This is a genomic window from Aliarcobacter sp. (assembly GCF_041672065.1).
GTDB lineage: Bacteria > Campylobacterota > Campylobacteria > Campylobacterales > Arcobacteraceae > Aliarcobacter > Aliarcobacter skirrowii.
Genome location: NZ_JBAZAH010000001.1, coordinates 1 through 18,602, shown reverse-complemented (window position 1 = coordinate 18,602; position 18,602 = coordinate 1). Strand labels below are relative to the sequence as shown.

Here is an 18,602-nt window from a genome sequence, read left to right as displayed (position 1 = left end):
AATTTTAATAATTACATATATATTATTGACTCCATATTTACTATATAAAAAAAGAGAAGATAAGTATAAAGATGCAATTCCTTCAAAATTTTTTTTAAAAAATAATCCAAAGTTTGATTTTAGTGGTATTTGGTTTCACTCATGTTCAATGGGCGAAGTTAAAGCTATAAAACCTTTAATAGAAGAGTTTGAAGCTAAAGCAAATATTAGTGTTATTACAAATACAGGATTTGAAGAGGCAAAAACAGTAAGCCAAAATGTAAGATATCTTCCTTTTGAGATTTTCCTTCCTTTTTGGATAAGCAAACAGAAAGTTTTGGTTGTTATGGAGGCTGAACTTTGGTATATGTTATTTTTATTTGCAAAAAGAAAAGGTGCAAAAACTTTACTTATAAATGCAAGGATTTCAGATAGATCTTATAAATCATATTTAAGATTTAAGTTTTTTTATAAAAAAATTTTTGAAAATATAGATAAAGTTTTTGCACAAAGTCAACTTGATAAAAAAAGATTAGAAGAGCTTGGGGCTAAAAATGTTGAGGTTATTGGAAATATAAAATTAGCACAACTTCCACAAAAAAAGCTAGATTTAAAAAAACCAAATTCAAAGGTAATTGTTGCAGCAAGTACACATGAAGGTGAGGAGGAGCTTGTTTTGAGCTCTTATAAAAAAGAGTATGGAAAACTAATAGTTGTTCCAAGACATCCTGAGAGATTTTTAAAAGTTGAAGAGTTAATTAAAGATTATATAAAAGACAAAGAGATAAGTTTTCATAAATATAGTTTAAAAGAGGATTTTTCAAGTGATATTATCTTAATTGATAAAATGGGAATGTTAAATGATATCTACTCTATTGGTGATATTACAATTCTTGGTGGGGCATTTGCAAATGTAGGTGGTCATAATCCAATAGAACCAGCATATTTTGGAAATATTATAATAAGTGGTAAAAATATATTTAATCAAAAATCACTTTTTGAGTGCATTAAAAATTACTATTTAATAGAAAAAAATGAGTTAAAAGAGTATCTTGAAAAAGCATCTACTCTTTTAAAACCAGAACTTACAAAAGAGGGTTCGTTTGAGCCTATAATTAAGGAGATAGAAAAATGGCAGTAGAGTTTGATAAAGCATATAAACTTCTAGCAATGCAAGAGAGAATTTCAAATGCAAAGGCAAAAGAGCTTATTGATAAAGGTTTAGTAACAGTTTCTGGAAAAAAACTTTTAATAGCACGAGGTGAGATAAGAGTTGATACTAAATTTAGTGTAAAAGATATTGCAAAAATAAAAGTTATATTTGAAGATAAAGATATTTTAGCAGTTGATAAACCAGCTTTTTTAACAGCAGATGAGGTATCAAGAAAATTTGAAAATGCAATACTTTTAAATAGACTAGATAAAGAGACAAGTGGAGTTATGCTTTTTGCAAAGAATGAAGAGTTTCAAAAAAGAGCTATTAAAGAGTTTGTGCAAAATAGAGTTTATAAAGAGTATGTTGCTATTGTTGAGGGAAAAGTTATCGAAGAGTTAGTAATTGATAAACCAATTTTAACTACAAAAGATAGAGGAATGGCTAAATCAAAAATAGACAAACATGGAAAAAGTGCAAAAACAACTCTTATTCCAATGCTTGTAGAGGGAAATAAATCAAAAGTTAAAGTGGTAATTGAGAGTGGAAGAACTCATCAAATTAGAGTTCATTTAGCAGCTTTAGGATTTCCTATTATTGGAGATAGTTTATATGGAAGAACTGCTTCAAATGTAAATAGGGTTTTGCTTCACTCAAAAGTTACAAAAATATTTGATTATATTTTCGAATCAAAAGAACCAAAAGAGTTCAAGGTGTATGATTTTAGTTAATTTTAAGGTTTAAAAAAGTAAAAAGTCCATAGAATAGGGCTTTGGTTATTTTTCTAATCTAAAAAATTACTTAAAATAATCCTTTTATTTAATCTAAAATAAAGCAAAAAAGATGTAATATCTCAAAATTAAAATTATGGAGTATAAAATTGTTTGATTCAATAACTAGCTCAATTCGAGGTGTTGTAAATAAGATAAGACATCAAGATGATGTTGCATCATTAAGTCGTGCTATTAGTGAACTAAAAAAAGCATTTTTAAAAGCTGATGTTCACCATAAAACGACAAAAGAGTTATTAACTAATATTGAGTTGGGTGTAAAAAATATTGGAATTGGACAAGATAACTTCATAAAAGTTCTAAAAGAAGAGCTTGAAAAAGTTTTAACAGCAAATGGAAATCAAGGTTTTGTATTCTCTTCAACTCCTCCTACAAAAATTTTAATGACAGGTCTTCAAGGAAGTGGTAAAACTACTACAACTGGAAAATTAGCAAACTATTTAAAACTAAGAAATAAAAAAGTTTTAGTAGCTGCTTGTGACTTACAAAGACTTGCAGCTGTTGAGCAGCTAAAACAGATTGCAAAACAAATTGATGTTGATATCTATTTTGATGATAATGAGAAAAATCCTATAAAAATTGCACAAGCTGCAGTTGAGAAAGCAAAAAAAGAGCATTATGATGTTGTTTTAATAGATACAGCTGGAAGACTTGCTATTGATGATGAGCTTATGAGTGAGCTTAAAGATGTTAAAGATGCTATAAATCCAAGTGAGATTTTTTATGTTGCAGACTCTATGACAGGTCATGATGCAACAAAAACAGCAACTACATTTAAAGAGAAAATTGGAATTGATGGAGTTATATTATCAAAATATGATGGTGATACAAAAGGTGGAGTTGCACTTAGTATTGCTCACCAAGTAGAAGTTCCATTAAGATTTATTGGTATTGGTGAAAAAATGCCAGATTTGGAAGTTTTTATTCCAGATAGAGTTGTTTCAAGACTTTTAGGACTTGGGGATATTGCTGGACTTGCTGAAAAAACAGCTACTTTAATAGATGAGAAAAAAGCAAAAGAGGTAAGTAGAAAGATAAAAAAAGGTGAATTCAACTTTAATGACTTTTTAGAACAGCTTCAAATGTTAAGTAAACTTGGAAGTTTAAAATCTATTATGGGAATGATTCCAGGCTTATCAAATATGATGCCAGCTTTAAAAGATATGGATTTTGAAAACTCTAAAGAGATAGTTAGAATTAAAGCTTTAATTAGTTCAATGACTCCAAAAGAAAGAGAAAATCCAGATTTACTAAATCCTAGTAGAAAAAAAAGAATCTCAGCAGGTGCTGGTTTAAGTGAAGTTCAGGTAAATAAGATTTTAAAACAGTTTAAAAATGCTTCAAAAATGGCAAAACAGCTTTCAAACAAAGGTGGAATGAAAGGTTTTACAAATATGTTGTCTCAAATGGGACCAAATGGAATGCCGAAAATTCCAAGATAGAATTTAAAATAGTGCTGAGCTATAAACTTTTTTGGAGTTTAAAGCTCAACACTATAAATTAAAAAAAGGACAAAACAATGACAGTGATTAGATTAACAAGAATGGGAAGAAACAAAAAACCATTTTATAGAATAGTTGTAACAGACTCAAGAAAAAGAAGAGATTCAGGATGGATTGAATCAATTGGTTACTACAATCCAGTAGTTGAGCCACAAGTTTTCAAAATTGATGAAGAGAGATATAACTATTGGCTAAGTGTTGGTGCTAAACCATCAGAAAAAGTTAAAAAATTAACTTCAAAATAGTATCAAATGATTACAAACTTTATAGAAAACTATGCAAAACTAATAGTTTCAATTCCAGAAGATGTTGAGATTTCTCAAGAGAGAGTTGATGAGAACTTTATTTTAATCACTCTTAGTGTAAATAGTTTGGATATTGGTAAATTAATTGGTAAAAATGGAAATATGATAAATGCTCTAAAAACAATTGCAAATGGTTGCAAGGCTAAAGATGGAGTATCTTATAAAATCCAAGTAGTAGCAAAGTAGTTTATGAATAATAAGGTTTATGTAGCAAAATTAGGAAAAGCAGTAGGATTAAAAGGTCATTTAAGACTTTTTATTGACTCTGATTTTCCTGAGCAATTTAAAAAAGGCTCAACTTTTCTTACAAATAAAAATTTCCAACTTACAATCTTAGAGTATTTAAAAGATAGAGATCTTGTATCTTTTGAAGGTTTTAGTGATATGGAAAGTGCTAAAAAACTAACAAATACAGAGTTGTACACTACGATTGAACAGACTAAAGAGTTTTGTAAATTAAAAGATAACGAGTTTTTTTGGTTTGATTTAATATCATGTGAAGTTTATGAAGATAATTTAAAATTAGGTGTTGTAAGTGATGTTCACAGATTTCCATTAAATGATTATCTAGAAGTTAAAACAGATTCGCAACTTGTAGAAAAAGGTCTTCCAAAAATCTTTTTAATTCCTCATATATTTGAAACTTTTATTCAAAGAGTTGATATTGAAAATAAAAAGATATTTGCTATAAATGCTTTTGATATTTTAGAAAACTCTTAAGAAATTAGTAGTTGCATCTTTTATTAAACTCTTCTTTTTCCATCTCTAGATTGTATGCTTCACTAAAACCAGCTTCTAAGAGTCTATTTAAAAGATTCTCTTGCTTCGTGTTATCTTTAAATGGTCCAAAATATATCTCAATATTACCTAATGAGTCTCTACAAAGCAAAACAGAACTATCTATGTTATAAATTTTGTCATAGTAAGATTTTTTTAGATTTCCTTTTATTTTTGCAACACTTATTATTTTTAAAAACTCATATTTATTAATATCCGAAGCTTTTGTATCTTCATTTTTAGATTCATCCTCAAAAACAATTAAAGATTTTGACTCTTTTGATATCTCAATCTCTTTTTTCGTATTATTGGTAAGCTCTTCTTTTTCATCTTCTAAAATAGTTTTAGTCTCTATTGGTTCATCACTGTTTTCTATAGTTTCACTCTCTTTTGTTTCACTATTGATTTCAATATTTTTTTCTTCAACATCATTTAAAACTAATACTTCATTATTAACACTCTCTTGAGTGCTATTTATAATATTTTCTGTTTTAGAATCATTTGATTCAACAAAAATAGATGAAGCATTACTTGATTTTTTTTCTTCTTTTTCCAATAATGATAACTCTTCTAAAGCTTTTTGTTCTAAGCTTTTATTAGTTAATAGCTCTAACTGCTCATTTAATTTATCTGGTTCAAGATTATTAAAGTCAAATTTAAAATCACTCTCTTCATTTTGGACAGTTTGATTTTCATTTAGTTGTTTATTCTCTGCAGTTTCTATATTTTGTTCAATTTGGCTTGCTACTTGAGTACTAGAAGTTTCTTCAACACTATTTGGCTTTTTAGTTAGTATTAAAACTAAAATAATAAGTAGAAATATAACAAGGATTGCTATACCAGCTATTAAAGCTTTTTTTATTAAATTTGCTTTATTTAAACTATGATTAGTTTGATTCTCTTTGTTATCTTGTTCATCAACACTATTAGAAGCTTCTTCGTTTTTTATATCTTCAGCCATTTAATCCTCTTTAAATTTAGATTCTTTAATTTTTTCATAGTATTTTCTTCTATACTCTTTTAGCTCTTCTTTTTTTCTCTCTCTGTACTCTTTATCATACTCAAGCCTTTTCTCTTTATTTTGCTCATAGTACTCTCTTTTTTTCTCTTGATACTCTTTTATCTTATTTTTTATTATAGACTCTCTACTAAATATATACTCTTTTTGACTTTTTGCAATAGATTTCATCTTTAGCAAAAAGCCATCATCTTTTAATTCATCTTCGTAATCTATCTCTTTATTAAGCTTACTCTTTAGGTAGTAGGCTCTTTTTTTTAGTTTGTGCCTACTTAGGTTTCTCTCTCTTCTTTTTTTTAGCTCTTCAAAATTCATAACTATTAAATATTATTAATTTTTCAATCTATTTACAGTATCCAACATACCATCAGCAGTTGTAATTGCTTTTGAGTTTGCTTCATAAGCTCTTTGAGCAGTAATTAAATCTACCATCTCATTTACTAGTTTTACATTTGAACTTTCAAGCATAGATTGTCTAAGTCCACCAAACTGTTCAGTTAATGGTTCACCTTCTAGTACATCACCACTAGCATCAGTTTGTAAAAATAAAGAGTCTCCAAGTGGAGTTAAACCAGAAGGATTTATAAAATCTGCTAAAATAATTTGACCAAGTTCAATAGTATCTCCAGTTTGAGGATCTTTTGCTGTTACAAATCCATCATTTCCAATACTTATATCTTTTACATTCTCAGGAACTACAATTTGTGGCTCTAGTAAATAACCATTTCCATTTACAACATTACCATCAGCATCTAATTTAAAATTTCCATTTCTACTAAATGCAATCTCTCCGCTTGGAAGAACTATTTGAAAAAATCCTTTACCAACAATAGCAATATCTAGAGGATTTCCAGTTGGTTTTAAATCACCTTCTGTGAAATTTTTTTGAATATTTGAAAGTCTTACTCCAAGCCCCACATCAATACCTGTTGGATTCATAGTATCAATAGTAGTTTGACCTGCTGTATAGTTTAAAGATTCATAAATTAGATCTTGAAACTCTGCTCTATCTTGTTTAAAACCTGTAGTATTAACATTTGCAATGTTATTTGATGTTACATCAATTTGATGCTGCATAGCATTCATACCAGTTGCAGCTGTATAAAGACCTCTAATCATAGAATTCTCCATTTTTGAAATTAACTTAGATTATACTAAAAGAAGGATTAAATTAAGATAAAGCTATTTAATTTAATAGTTTTAGTTTTAAGTAAAAATTTAAAACATTTTTTATATAATGCATACTTTATAGAAATACTTTAATATAAAGAGGCAAAAAATGAGAATTCTAATAGTTGATGATAGCTCAACAATGAGAAGAATTATTGGAAATGTTGTAATGCAACTAGGATTTAGTAAGGATAACTTCGATGAAGCTGAAGATGGACTAAAAGCTTGGAAACTTCTTACTGAAGGAAATTATGACATTATCCTAACAGACTGGAATATGCCAAATATGAATGGTTTGGAGTTGGTTAAAAAAGTTAGAAGTGAAGGAACACACCAAAAAACTCCAATTATTATGATTACTACTGAAGGTGGTAAAAGTGAGGTTATTACAGCTTTAAAAGCGGGTGTAAATAACTATATTGTAAAACCTTTTAACGCAGAGGTTTTAAAAGAAAAACTAGATGGTGTATTAAAAAAATAGTCAAATAAAGGTTTACTTATGGGAATGAGTCAAGAAGATATAGAGGCTTTAATGGGTGGAATTGATATTCCAACTGATGAACCAAAAGAAGATATTAAAGTTGAAGAAAGTTTAGATGAAAATGTTAAAACAGAAGAACTAGAAGCTATTTTAAATAGTACGATACAAAGTGAACAAACTAATACTAACTCTTCAAAAGATAGTAAAATTGAAGAGATAGGCACTTTGCTTAACGAAATAGAAAATATAAATCCAGAAAGCTCTATTAAAGAAGACAATAAAGAGCAAAATAGTTCAAAAAAAGATGAACCTGAAAATAAGAGTATAGATAAAGATGAGATTGTCAAAGAGTGGTCATCTTCAAAAATAAATGAGGGAGTTTTTCCTTTTCCAGCTGAAAATGATACAAAAGTAGTAAGCCAATTAAGTCAAGTTGCTAATGATTCTGAAGAAAAAGTTTCACAAATTTTTGATGTATTAAGTTTAGCTTTAGATAATAATAATGACATTAGAAAAAAAATAAAAGGTTTTGAAGAGATTGCAGTTTCTCAAATGGCATTTTTGAATCTTTTATGTGATAAATTTCCAAATGTTTCACAATTTAATGAACAATTAGAGAAGATGAATCAATTGCAGTTAGATTTAAAAGATTTGAAAACTCTTTTAGACAATGAAGATGTTCATATATTCCAAGGTATGGAATTAATGCAATTTAATGATATAAATAGACAAAAAATAGAGAGAGTTATGTCAGTTATTAGAAAATTATCACTATATTTGAACAATCTTTTTGAAGAAGATGCTCCAAAAGATATACCAATGGCAAAACATATTCATGGTGATACAGGTACTGAAGATTTAGTAGGTGATGATTTAGATAAACTAATTGCTGAATTCAATAAATAGAAGGAAACTTTAAAATGAATCAAGGAATGTATCCATTAGCAGCATCTATGATAAATCAGGTAAATAGATTAGATCAAATAAGTAATAACTTAGCAAATGCTGATACAATAGGATTTAAGCAAGAGGGAACTGCTGAAACAACTTTTAATTGGTACTTAAAAAGAATGGAAAATAGTAATAATAAAAAGTTTGTAGAGTCTATTACTATAAATAATATTCCAAAAATTGATACAAGATATACAGATCCTCATATGGGAGCAATTAGAACTACTGGAAATGAGTTAGATTTTGCTTTAAACTCTTATGATACTTTTTTTAAAATACAAGATCAAAATGGTGATATTTTGTATACAAGAAATGGAGCATTTAAGAATTTAGATGGTTTTTTAGTTGATGGAAATGGAAACAATGTTTTAAATGCTGATAATGAGGCAATTGTAATTGAAGAAGGATTTGAATTTCAAATAGGAGTTGCACAAACCTCATTTAAAAATTTAGAAAAAGTTGGAAATAACAACTATACGGCTATAAATTTAGATGAAGTTGAAGATTTAGAGAATAATGATAATAGAATTATAAAAGGATCTGTTGAGCAATCAAATGTAAATAGAGTCTCTACAATGGTAGAGTTAATTGATGCACATAGAAGATTTGAACAATCACAAAAAGCTATCAAGACAATTGATGAATTAAATGCAGGCTTAATAGAAAAAGTTGGGGGGAACACTAGATAATGCACGCAAGTAATGTATCAGCAACACTATTTGAGCAATTAAACTTTAGAGGTGAGAGACAAAAGGTAATATCAAGTAATATTGCAAATATTAATACACCAAACTACAAAACTAAAGATTTGGTTTTTGAAGATGAGTTAAAAAAACAGCAACTTATTCAAATGACAAGAACTTCATCTATGCACATGCAAAATATTGATTATAAACCAAATTCAAATCCAAGATTGATACAAGTTCCTGACTTAATAGAACAAAACGATGGAAATAATGTAAATCTTGATAGTCAAATTAGTGAACAATCAAAAAATAAGATAATTTTTGATGCTATACAGACATCTATAAAACGAGATTCAAAACTATTTAGATCAGTGATTGATTCATCTGGTAAAAATTAATTAGGATAGATATTGCTAGATCAACTGATAAAATTTATAAATAACTTTAATAAAGCTCAAAAAATGGCCATTTTTGGTGGAATAGGCTTGTTGGCACTTTTGATTATAGGTTTTTTAATATTTACAACTGTAAAAAGTAAAGAGAAACAATACAACTATATTATAGCTTCAAACCTTACTCAAGCAGATGTTATGAGAGCAACTGAGGAGCTTGAGGGTGCTGGAATTGATTTTATAGTAACAGGTTCTGGAAGTGATTTAACTTTAAGAACAACCCAACAGTTTGTAAATATTGCAAAAATAAAATTAGTAACTAGTGAAGCATCTTCAAATAAACATGTTGGTTGGGAGATTTTTGAGAAATCAACTATTGGAACTACTAATTTTGAGAATAAAGTTAAATATTTAAGAGCATTAGAGGGAGAACTAAGCCGTAGTTTAGAGTCACTTTCAAGTGTTTTAAAAGCTGATGTAAAAATTGCAATTCCAAAAGAGACAATATTTACTGAAAAAAGAGCACAAACAACTGCTTCGGCTGTTATTACTTTAAAGCAAGGTCTATTTTTAACACAAAAACAAATTGATGGTATTAAAAACTTTATAGCTTCAGCTGTTCCTGAATTAAAAAATGAAAATATACAATTAATTGATAGTGAGGGTAATTTACTCGAGCTTAGCACTGAAGATATAAATAGACAACAATCAACTGTTCAAACAAAGTTTAAAGATAAAGTTGAAGAGGATTATGAGAAAAAGATTATATCTTTACTTGAGCCTGTTGTTGGATTTGGAAGAGTTGTTGCTAAAGTTAATGTTGTTTTAGATTTTGTAAAAAAAGATATTGAAGAGGAGATTTATAGTCCAGAAGGAACTATTAGATCTCAACAAGTAATTGAAAGTACAAGTGATTCGACTGGTTTGCCAAATGATATGCAAGTTGTTGGAGTTGATAATAATATTCAACCACCACAAATTGCAAGTGATGGAAATAAAACATCAGCTAGTAGTGAAAGCTCAAACACCGTTACAAATTATGAGATCTCTAGAAAAATAATATCTCAAAAAGATGCAAATTTTTCAAATATAAGAAGGGTTACAGCATCTGTTACTTTTGATTCAACTGTATTAGAAAATCATCCTCAAAAAGATGTTTTCTTGGCTAATCTTCAATCTTTAGTCGAAGATGCAATTGGATTTGATAAAAATAGAGGAGATAAAGTATCTGTAAAAGATTTTAAGTTTTTAACTCTTAAATCTTATGATGCAAATGGTCAAGCTATTGATGAATTTGGAAATGTAATAGGTGGTCAAAATGAGTATTTTGATGCATCTACAATAAAGACAATATTGGATGAGTATAAAGATTACATTCAATATTTAATAATAGGAATAATACTATTTATATTTTATAGAAGATTTGTATCAAATAGTGAATTAGTAATTTTAGGTGAAGGTAAAAAAGAGGAACTAAGTATTGATGATGAAGATTTAGTAAAAGATATGCTTGCTGGGCTTGATGATGAACTTGATCAAAATACAGCTCAAGGAAGATTAAAATCAAAAGTAAAAAGTCAAATCTTAAATAATATTGATGGACTTGATGAAGAGTCTGCAGCAAAATATGAGGTGTTTATTGAAGAGCTAGATAGAGAGATAAACAATAATCCAGCCGATATAGCAAGAATGATAGAGTTGCTATTAAGCGAAGGTAATGTAAATTTTAAATAAGGATAAATAAATGGCAATTGATCCATATGGCGAAATTGATGTCTTAAAAGGTCTATCAATGATTGAAAAAGTTGCTAGATTTTTTGTTCTTATTGGAGAAGAATCAACAGTAAAAATTTTTCAATTTTTAGATAAAGAGTATGTTGAACAAATTTCAACAGCAATTACTCAGATTCAATCAATAAACAAAGAGGTCTCTTTAGCAATTCTTGAAGAGTTTCATCTTTATACAAGAACTAAAGGATTTATTAGTTCAGGTGGTTATGATTTTGCAAGAGATATATTATATAAATCTATTGGACAAGAGGCAGCAGATGAAGTTTTAGAAAAACTTTCAAGAATGAAAATGGCAAATCAAGCATTTTCATATCTTGATGGTGTTAATCCAAAGCAGCTTAGTGATTTTATTAAAGATGAATCACCTCATACAATTGCAGTTATTTTATCTCATATGGATCCTTCAAAATCAGCTGATGTTTTAATGGAGTTAGATGAAGAGACAAGGGTAAAAGTAAGTATTCAAATAGCTACTATTAAAGATGTTTCTCCAGATGTTGTAAGAACTATTTCAGCAGTTTTAGAGAGAAAATTAGAGTCTTTATTATCATCAATTGTAGATGTTGGTGGAGTTAAGGTTGTTGCTGATATGTTGAATAAAATGGGACCAAAAGCTATTGATATTCTTAAAAATATAAATGGTATTGATACATCTTTAGCAAATAGAATTAAGGATAATATGTTCGTATTTGAAGATTTATTAAATTTAGATACAGAGTATATTATGAAAATTATACAAGGTGTTGAATCAGCTGATGTTGTAGTTGCGATGAAAAATGCAACTGAAGAGCAAATCAGAAAAGTTACAAGTGCAATGTCTCAAAGGGTTAAAGATAGATTTAATGAAGAGAGCGAAATGCTTACGAAAGTTAAAATTAAAGATATTGAAGCAGCGCAAAGAAGAATGTTGGCAGTTGCACAAAAAATGATTGAAGATGGTGTAATAGAAAGAGAGAGTACATAATGGCAGATAGTATCTTTGCAAGTGCAAAAATAGTAAGTAATAGCGATAATATAAAAAAATTTGAGCTAAATAGTTTCTCTAAAAAAAGTAAATCTTTAGATGAGAAAGATTTGGATAGTAATTTAAATGAAAAAGAGGATTTAGAAAAAGATATTAAAGTTGAATTAGTAAAAGAGATTCCAGCAATAATAGACAATAGTGAAGTTCTGAATAAAATTGAACCAATTTTTGCAGAATTCTCATCTTTAGCACAAAAAATTGAGGCAATTTCGCAAAAAATATTAGGAATTGAGGGAGATATTGTATCTAAAAATAAAGAGTTAGATTCTCAAGTTGTAAAAGCAATAAAAGATTTAAAAGAACAAGCAATATTTTTTGAAAAAACAGCAATTCAAGTTGAAAATAAGATGCTAAAAACATCACTTACAATTGCAAAGAAAATTATTGGAATTGAACTTAGCCAAAATTCAGAGAAAATTGCAAAACAGACAATATCTCAACTTTTAGAAAAAGTTAAGGGTGCTACAAAAGTAAGAATTCATTTAAATCCAAAAGATTATATTGTTTTGAAAAAAGAGCTTGAACTTGAAAATTATATAGAGTTAGTTGAAGATATAAATGTTGTTGCTGGTGGTGTTGTAATTGCTAGTAATATTGGAAATTTTGATGGAAATATTGAAGCTAAAATATCTTCAATGTTGGAATCACTTGATTTAATAATATAAAAAAGTTTTTGTGATATAATATTTATCAAATTTAAAAAAAGATTATAAAAATGGAAATAAGTGAAAGAGTTTATGATTTACTAGTTGATACAGAGATAGTTGTAGATGTTATGCTAGGATACACAAATATCTCTATTGGTGAATTTTTAAAGTTGACTGAAGGTGATATTATCTCACTTCACAAACCAGCTGGAAGTGGTGGTGAGATCTATGTAAACTCAAGAATTATTGGTACAGGTGATATAATCGTTATGGATGAGAAGCTTGCAGTTAGAGTTCAAGATGCAATGGATTCAGATAATGTTGTAAGATATTTCTTCGAAGAGCATATGATATAAAAGGAGCTTAAAATGGCAGATGGTATGACAGTAAATAGTACAACAGATTCTTATGGTAACCAATATACTCAAAGTATTACAAATGATCAACTAACAACAAATGATTTCTTAAAGCTTATGATTGAAGAGCTAAAGCTTCAAGATCCTACTAAGCCTATGGATTCAGCAAAAATGCTTTCAACTCAGATGCAAATGAGTACATTAAATGCAAATATGGAGATGATAAAATCTTTACAAGCAATTCAAACTGCATTTAATCAAAATTCACTTTCAACAGCAACTGGAATTATTGGAAAAAATATTGAAAATGGAAGTGTAAATGAAGATGGAGCTTTAAGAGCTTTTGCTGTTGATTCTATTGAGATTATTGATGGTGAGATTATGGTGCAAGTTAGTGAATGGCAATATTTGTATAATGGAATTGCTTTAAAAGATGGAGATAGCTATAAGAATGCAAAGTATGATGAAGAAGGAAATCTTTATGATAGTGATGGCAATAGAACAGGAGAAACAATAGCTTTAGAATCTTTGGGGAAACCTTTAGTAAAAGATGGCAAAATTGTAATTAAAGATGAGAATGGTGAAGAGGTTTCTACTCATGATTATGTTTTAAGTGGTAAAACTCAAATTGTATTATCTGATGAGAGTGTAACTATACCATTCTCATCAATTACTAAAATTTTCTAGAAAAGGGGTTCTTGTGATAGGTTCATTATGGAATGGAATGTCTGGTATTTGGCAACAAGATAAAGGAATTTCTATTGAATCTAACAATATAGGAAATGCAAATACAGTTGGACACAAAAAAGATGAGATAAGTTTTTCAGATCTTCTTTATTCACAAAGTGGTGTTGGAAAAGGAGTTCAGGTTCAAAGTATTTCAAAAAGTTTTACTCAAGGTCAAATAGTTGGAACTGGAGTTGGAGTTGATGTTGCAATTGAGGGAAAAGGTTTTTTTGTAGTAAAAAATAGACAAGATGATTCTATTTCATATACAAGAGCTGGAAATTTAGTAGAGGCAAAAGATGGATTTTTGGTTACGCAAGAAGATTATAAAATTCAAGGACTTGTTCCACAAGAAAGATTAACAAGCTCAACAAACCCTAATTTAAATATATTTACAGATGATTTTGGAGTAAGTATTATTTCTAGAAATATAAGCGATGGAAATGGGACAATTTATAATATAAATGCTAAAGCTACAGATTATGTAAGTAGTGCTAAAAATGACTCTATAGAGAAAGATGCAGATGGTTTTAAAACAGCACAAGATAAAATAGATGATATAAAACTTTTAATTGTAAATTACAGTGAAAAATTAGCTTCTTATCAAAATAACCAATCACAAAATAGCATAGCTTCACAAAATCAAATCTCTCAAATTGATTTTTCAAAGCAAAGATGGGATTTAAAAAGTGAAGGCAATATTTTAAGTTTTAATATAGATGGGAAAACATATAAAGTTGAATTTGATAAAGATATTAATATAGATGAAAGTAAGATGGAAGAGTTATATGATTTTTTAAGCCAAGATGGCAGAAATTTATATAATCTTACAGATCCAAATCAGATACAATCTCAAGAAGATATAGATAATATGCCAGTTACAACACCCGAAGAGATAGCTTTAAAAGATGTTGCTCAAACAAGAAGAGATAATCAAATAAGAAATTATGTTGATGCTTATTCCCTTGTAAATGCTACAAAAGAGTTAGCAAATAAAATATCCTCAACAACGGGTTATAGTGCAAGTGTAAAAAATGGAACAATAGATATTGAAAATTTGGTTTCAGGTAAAGCTTTTAAAATTAGTGACATAGAGGCTAATAGTGAGAAATTAAATCCAAATACTATGCAAGAAGCAGTTGAAGGTAGTGGATTAGCAATGGTTGAAAGTGCTAAAAACTCTTTAATGAATGCATTACAAAGAGCAGATGCCCAATTTTTAGAGATAACAAATGTTATGAATTATGGGGATTTAACAAGCTATGGAGTTAGTGATATTAGTGTAAATTTAGCTGCTCTTGGAATATTAGATAGTAGTTTAGTTGATGTATCAATAAGTGATGACGGTTTTGTTTATGCTACAAATGGTGGTCATAAATTTTTAGTTGGAAGACTTAGCACTGTTGCTTTTAGAAATGAACAAGGCTTAGAAGCACAAGGTGGAAATTTATATAAAGCAACTGAGTATAGTGGAGATGCTTTTAACGCAGACTCTATGAATACAATAAGAGGTGGTTCATTAGAGAGAGCAAATGTTGATTATGGTTCAACTTTAACTTCTTTAATGGTATATCAAAAAGCATTTGAAGCGAACTCAAAATCTATCACAACATCAGATGAGTTTTTAAAAACAGCAATTGAGATGAAAAGATAGATAGTATAAACTCAAGTGTTTATACTTTTGTACAAATATTGTATAGAAGTATGAACATTTATGTTCATTTACCTTAAAAATAAAGGATAAGATATGATAGGCGCATTATGGACTGGAATATCAGGATTATCAGCACATCAAAAAGCTTTAGATAATGAATCAAATAATATAGCAAATGTTAATACAGTTGGTTATAAAGCGGGAAGAATCTCTTTTGCAGATCAAATTTACCAAGGACAAATTGGGAAAGGGTCATATGTTCAAGATGCAGAGAAGATTTTCGTAACAGGTGGTTCAAAAGTTACTGGAGTGGATTATGATGTTGCACTTCAAGGTGATGGATTTTTCACTGTAATAAATAAAAATACTCTTGGAACTGCAGAGACATTCTATACAAGAGCTGGAAATCTTCGTATGGGTGAAAGTGGTACTTTACAAACAACAGATGGCTATGAGGTTCAAGGTTGGGCTATGAATCAAATAGACCCAAAAAATGATGTAAAAAGTACAAATCAAAATGCTACAAAATTTACAGATAATTATATAAAGATGTTAGGTTCATCTATAATAAAACATAAAGACTATATAGAGACTATTGCAGCAAAATCTACGGATTTTAATGAAACAGCAAAATCAGATGCAGTAGCAGTATTTAGTGGAGCTGGGTCAAAAACACAAGCTTCAAAACTAAAAGATATTTCTTTGGCAACAGATAACTATAGAACTATGTTGGCAAAATATCAAGAAGACCCAGATGCTCAATCAAAAAGTTCAACATCACAAATATCTCAAGTAAACTTTAAAACAGGGCTTCCTCCAACTTCACTTATCGGTAAAGAAGGGGATTCAATAGAAGTTACTATTGATGGTAATATATATAATCAACCATTTGTATTATCAAAAACAACAGAGAATTATAGACAAGAAATTTGGGACTCTTTAAGTGGAAGTGAAAGAACTCTACATGGACTAAAAAATCCAGATTCGATCTTAGCTTTATCAGATGCAGACCAAGAAGTAGCAATAGCTTCTTATGATAAGGTAGCAGGAAAAATAGAGACATATAAAGCTTTAGCAGATAAAATCTCAAACTCTGGAAATGGTGGACTTGTAGCATATTTAGCTAAAAATACATCAAATCCAACAGCTGATATATTAGATAGTAGTGGAACTTATGAGCAATCAACAGAGATTTCAGATATGCTTCAAGGTGTTATTCAAATAGAGGGTTTAATTCCTGGAAAAGAGTTTAAAATAACTTCTGTTAGTGAAAATTTAGGTGGTACAAAAACAACAGTAAGAGGAACTTATCAATCAACAGCTTTAGCAGTTGAAGGTTCAGGAAAAGCTGCACTTGAAACTGCAAGTGATGCCCTATCAAGATTGGTTAGTGGAAATCAAAGAAGTGTATATACAACTCAAGACTTATATGGAAGTGCTGGAATTCCAACTTTAGATAGAAGTTATACTTTTAGTATAGATATATACGATAGAGATTTAGAGCAAGTTATTCCAGTACCAAATGATGGTGGAACTCCACCACAAGCTGTGCCTATTACAATTCCTGCAGGTGCTACAATAGATGAGATAGTAGATGCTATAAATAACACTACAACTACTACAGGAAGACAACTAGGAGATTATATAGAAGCAAAAAATCTAAATGGATATTTGGTTCTTGAAACAAATAAATCAAACTATGATATAGAGTTTGATCCAAAGCTACAAATCCTTCCAACTGTAAATTTAAATAGTTTAGTTGATAATGCAGAGTATAGTTATAATATAAAAGTAAATGGACAAACAATTCCTATTTCTCCTATTGTGGTTGGAAATACTTTAGATAATACAACAAAACTGGGTATCTATAACCAAATAAAATCTACAATAGACTCTTATAACTCTTCAAATCCTGGGCATACAATAGAAGTTAGTCCATTAAGAAGTGGGACATTTACTTTAACTTCAAAAGATAGTTTAGAGGCAACATTGGTTAATACACAACCTAGTAATACAATAAGTCCAACAGCTATTCAAACACAAACTGGAAGTTCTACGCAACTTGGAACAACAACTATTAACTTTGTACTTCCAGCAGTTCCAGCTGCAGGTACATATACAGCTACAGTTGCGGGGATAACTTTTAGTTATAATGCTTCAGCAACTTCAACTGTTCAAGAGATAAGAGATTCTATTTTAGCACAAATAAATAATCATGCTGATTTAGAAGGAGTAGTTACAGCAACTTCTTCTGGAAGCGATGGAATAAGATTTGTTCAACATAAATTAAATCCTAATTATACTCCAGCTACACCACCAACTACGATTCCAGATGGGAATCTTTCTCCTGCTTCTTTACAAATTTCAGCTACGGGTGGGTCAACTGGTTCGCCTAGTTTTGATATTCCTTTTGATGGTGGAGACCCATCAGTAGTAGAGATAGATTTTGATTTAGATCCAGTTAGGTCAAAATCACAGTTTACTTTAACTCTTGCAGGAATTCCAACTATAACAGTAGAAACATCAGATGATGATACTGTTGCAAATGTTTACTCTAAAGTTATGTCAGAACTTAGTAAATATGGTTCAAAAGTTACAGATAAATACTATATAGAACAAACTGGTGTTGGTATGAGAGTTACAGAAAAAGCCTTAGAGATTGGTTATTCTCAAACAGTTGATACAAGTACAGTAAGTCCTGGTGCTGAACCGATGCCTTATCCAGAGTGGAAATTAAATGCAGATTTAATAGAGACAAATCCTGATTACTCTGGAAGAAAAGGTGCTGGTGGAGAATTTATGGAGATAACTACAAGAGTAGATCAGCTATCATCACACGATAGCTTACAACTAAGACTTGATAAACTAGATATTTCAGATAGTAAATTTGGATCTTTTAGTGTAGATGATACAGGTTTAATAACTATTACAGATGGTGGAGTAGAGTTTGCAGTTGGACAGCTTGCAATTGCAAGATTTACAAATAATCGTGGACTTGAGGCTGTTGGTGGTAATAATTTCAAAGCAACACAAGAGTCTGGAAATGCAATATATAGTACAAACAATAACAATACAGATGGTGTAATGGGACAAGCATTGGAGATTAGTAAAGCAGATTTAAGTGAAAGCTTAGTAAATTTAATGGTATTTCAAAGAGCGTTTGAAGCAAATGCAAAATCTATTACAACTTCAGATGAGC

20 protein-coding genes are annotated in these 18,602 nt (G+C 29.3%); 17 read left to right on the top strand and 3 right to left on the bottom strand.

Annotation, left to right across the window (positions count from 1 at the left end):
* Positions 1-25 precede the first annotated feature (25 nt).
* The 6 genes from waaA (at position 26) to rimM (ending at position 4,450) form a co-directional block, all read left to right on the top strand.
* A complete protein-coding gene (waaA, locus tag WC168_RS00100; RefSeq protein ID WP_372616860.1) occupies positions 26-1,120 on the top strand; it encodes a lipid IV(A) 3-deoxy-D-manno-octulosonic acid transferase in 1,095 nt (364 codons plus the stop codon).
* Complete coding sequence (locus WC168_RS00095) at positions 1,111-1,863, top strand: pseudouridine synthase family protein (protein WP_372616858.1); 753 nt, start codon at positions 1,111-1,113, stop codon at positions 1,861-1,863. The genes waaA and WC168_RS00095 overlap by 10 nt, the downstream gene beginning before the upstream one ends.
* Positions 1,864-2,012: 149 nt before the next feature.
* The gene (ffh, locus tag WC168_RS00090) at positions 2,013-3,365 is read left to right on the top strand and encodes a signal recognition particle protein (RefSeq protein WP_129097994.1); all 1,353 of its coding nucleotides are present in this window, start codon (positions 2,013-2,015) and stop codon (positions 3,363-3,365) included.
* Between the two features lie 77 nt (positions 3,366-3,442).
* Entirely contained in the window at positions 3,443-3,670 is a 228-nt protein-coding gene (gene rpsP, locus WC168_RS00085) for a 30S ribosomal protein S16 (protein WP_066160414.1), read from the top strand.
* Between the two features lie 6 nt (positions 3,671-3,676).
* Complete coding sequence (locus tag WC168_RS00080) at positions 3,677-3,916, top strand: KH domain-containing protein (RefSeq protein ID WP_066160417.1); 240 nt, start codon at positions 3,677-3,679, stop codon at positions 3,914-3,916.
* Between the two features lie 3 nt (positions 3,917-3,919).
* Complete coding sequence (gene rimM, locus WC168_RS00075) at positions 3,920-4,450, top strand: ribosome maturation factor RimM (RefSeq protein ID WP_260882530.1); 531 nt, start codon at positions 3,920-3,922, stop codon at positions 4,448-4,450.
* Between the two features lie 4 nt (positions 4,451-4,454).
* Here rimM and WC168_RS00070 read toward each other — a convergent pair whose 3' ends face one another.
* The 3 genes from WC168_RS00070 to flgG are packed head-to-tail and all read right to left on the bottom strand — an operon-like array spanning position 4,455 to position 6,644.
* Positions 4,455-5,468, bottom strand: coding sequence for a hypothetical protein (locus WC168_RS00070; protein WP_372616855.1), 1,014 nt, complete (start codon positions 5,466-5,468; stop codon positions 4,455-4,457).
* Positions 5,469-5,840: a hypothetical protein gene (locus WC168_RS00065; protein ID WP_066160426.1), complete on the bottom strand. Its 372-nt coding sequence runs from the start codon at positions 5,838-5,840 to the stop codon at positions 5,469-5,471.
* Between the two features lie 15 nt (positions 5,841-5,855).
* Entirely contained in the window at positions 5,856-6,644 is a 789-nt protein-coding gene (gene flgG / locus WC168_RS00060) for a flagellar basal-body rod protein FlgG (RefSeq protein ID WP_372616852.1), read from the bottom strand.
* A 160-nt stretch (positions 6,645-6,804) separates the two neighbouring features.
* Between flgG and WC168_RS00055 the strand changes: the two genes are divergently transcribed.
* From WC168_RS00055 to WC168_RS00005, 11 genes are all read left to right on the top strand, one after another.
* Entirely contained in the window at positions 6,805-7,176 is a 372-nt protein-coding gene (locus tag WC168_RS00055; protein WP_066350365.1) for a response regulator, read from the top strand.
* 18 nt (positions 7,177-7,194) lie between these two features.
* Entirely contained in the window at positions 7,195-8,082 is an 888-nt protein-coding gene (locus WC168_RS00050; protein WP_372616850.1) for a hypothetical protein, read from the top strand.
* A gap of 14 nt (positions 8,083-8,096) precedes the next feature.
* Complete coding sequence (locus WC168_RS00045; RefSeq protein ID WP_066160440.1) at positions 8,097-8,816, top strand: flagellar hook-basal body protein; 720 nt, start codon at positions 8,097-8,099, stop codon at positions 8,814-8,816.
* Complete coding sequence (gene flgB / locus WC168_RS00040; RefSeq protein WP_066354967.1) at positions 8,816-9,211, top strand: flagellar basal body rod protein FlgB; 396 nt, start codon at positions 8,816-8,818, stop codon at positions 9,209-9,211. The genes WC168_RS00045 and flgB overlap by 1 nt, the downstream gene beginning before the upstream one ends.
* A 12-nt stretch (positions 9,212-9,223) precedes the next feature.
* Positions 9,224-10,939 (top strand): flagellar basal-body MS-ring/collar protein FliF, encoded by a 1,716-nt coding sequence (fliF, locus tag WC168_RS00035; protein ID WP_279134061.1) that lies wholly within the window; start codon positions 9,224-9,226, stop codon positions 10,937-10,939.
* 10 nt (positions 10,940-10,949) lie between these two features.
* The gene (gene fliG / locus WC168_RS00030) at positions 10,950-11,960 is read left to right on the top strand and encodes a flagellar motor switch protein FliG (RefSeq protein WP_279134063.1); all 1,011 of its coding nucleotides are present in this window, start codon (positions 10,950-10,952) and stop codon (positions 11,958-11,960) included.
* Complete coding sequence (locus WC168_RS00025) at positions 11,960-12,685, top strand: FliH/SctL family protein (RefSeq protein WP_279134065.1); 726 nt, start codon at positions 11,960-11,962, stop codon at positions 12,683-12,685. Before fliG ends, WC168_RS00025 begins: the two co-directional genes overlap by 1 nt.
* 50 nt (positions 12,686-12,735) lie before the next feature.
* Entirely contained in the window at positions 12,736-13,023 is a 288-nt protein-coding gene (locus WC168_RS00020) for a FliM/FliN family flagellar motor switch protein (protein ID WP_066160451.1), read from the top strand.
* Positions 13,024-13,035: 12 nt separating this feature from the next.
* The gene (locus tag WC168_RS00015; RefSeq protein ID WP_372616846.1) at positions 13,036-13,710 is read left to right on the top strand and encodes a flagellar hook assembly protein FlgD; all 675 of its coding nucleotides are present in this window, start codon (positions 13,036-13,038) and stop codon (positions 13,708-13,710) included.
* A 13-nt stretch (positions 13,711-13,723) separates the two neighbouring features.
* Positions 13,724-15,403, top strand: coding sequence for a flagellar hook-basal body complex protein (locus tag WC168_RS00010; protein ID WP_372616844.1), 1,680 nt, complete (start codon positions 13,724-13,726; stop codon positions 15,401-15,403).
* Positions 15,404-15,496: 93 nt separating this feature from the next.
* Positions 15,497-18,602, top strand: a 3,106-nt coding sequence (locus WC168_RS00005) for a flagellar hook-basal body complex protein (protein ID WP_372616842.1), incomplete at its 3' end; no start/stop codon positions are given.

Bases quoted from the DNA above. Each gene is read 5' to 3' on its own strand.
- flgG (WP_372616852.1), bottom strand. From the start codon at position 6,644: ATGATTAGAGGTCTTTATACAGCTGCAACTGGTATGAATGCTATGCAG.
- rpsP (WP_066160414.1), top strand. From the start codon at position 3,443: ATGACAGTGATTAGATTAACAAGAATGGGAAGAAACAAAAAACCATTT.
- WC168_RS00095 (WP_372616858.1), top strand. From the start codon at position 1,111: ATGGCAGTAGAGTTTGATAAAGCATATAAACTTCTAGCAATGCAAGAG.
- fliG (WP_279134063.1), top strand. From the start codon at position 10,950: ATGGCAATTGATCCATATGGCGAAATTGATGTCTTAAAAGGTCTATCA.
- flgB (WP_066354967.1), top strand. From the start codon at position 8,816: ATGCACGCAAGTAATGTATCAGCAACACTATTTGAGCAATTAAACTTT.
- WC168_RS00070 (WP_372616855.1), bottom strand. From the start codon at position 5,468: ATGGCTGAAGATATAAAAAACGAAGAAGCTTCTAATAGTGTTGATGAA.
- WC168_RS00025 (WP_279134065.1), top strand. From the start codon at position 11,960: ATGGCAGATAGTATCTTTGCAAGTGCAAAAATAGTAAGTAATAGCGAT.
- WC168_RS00055 (WP_066350365.1), top strand. From the start codon at position 6,805: ATGAGAATTCTAATAGTTGATGATAGCTCAACAATGAGAAGAATTATT.
- WC168_RS00080 (WP_066160417.1), top strand. From the start codon at position 3,677: ATGATTACAAACTTTATAGAAAACTATGCAAAACTAATAGTTTCAATT.
- WC168_RS00015 (WP_372616846.1), top strand. From the start codon at position 13,036: ATGGCAGATGGTATGACAGTAAATAGTACAACAGATTCTTATGGTAAC.
- rimM (WP_260882530.1), top strand. From the start codon at position 3,920: ATGAATAATAAGGTTTATGTAGCAAAATTAGGAAAAGCAGTAGGATTA.
- WC168_RS00050 (WP_372616850.1), top strand. From the start codon at position 7,195: ATGGGAATGAGTCAAGAAGATATAGAGGCTTTAATGGGTGGAATTGAT.
- WC168_RS00020 (WP_066160451.1), top strand. From the start codon at position 12,736: ATGGAAATAAGTGAAAGAGTTTATGATTTACTAGTTGATACAGAGATA.
- WC168_RS00065 (WP_066160426.1), bottom strand. From the start codon at position 5,840: ATGAATTTTGAAGAGCTAAAAAAAAGAAGAGAGAGAAACCTAAGTAGG.
- WC168_RS00045 (WP_066160440.1), top strand. From the start codon at position 8,097: ATGAATCAAGGAATGTATCCATTAGCAGCATCTATGATAAATCAGGTA.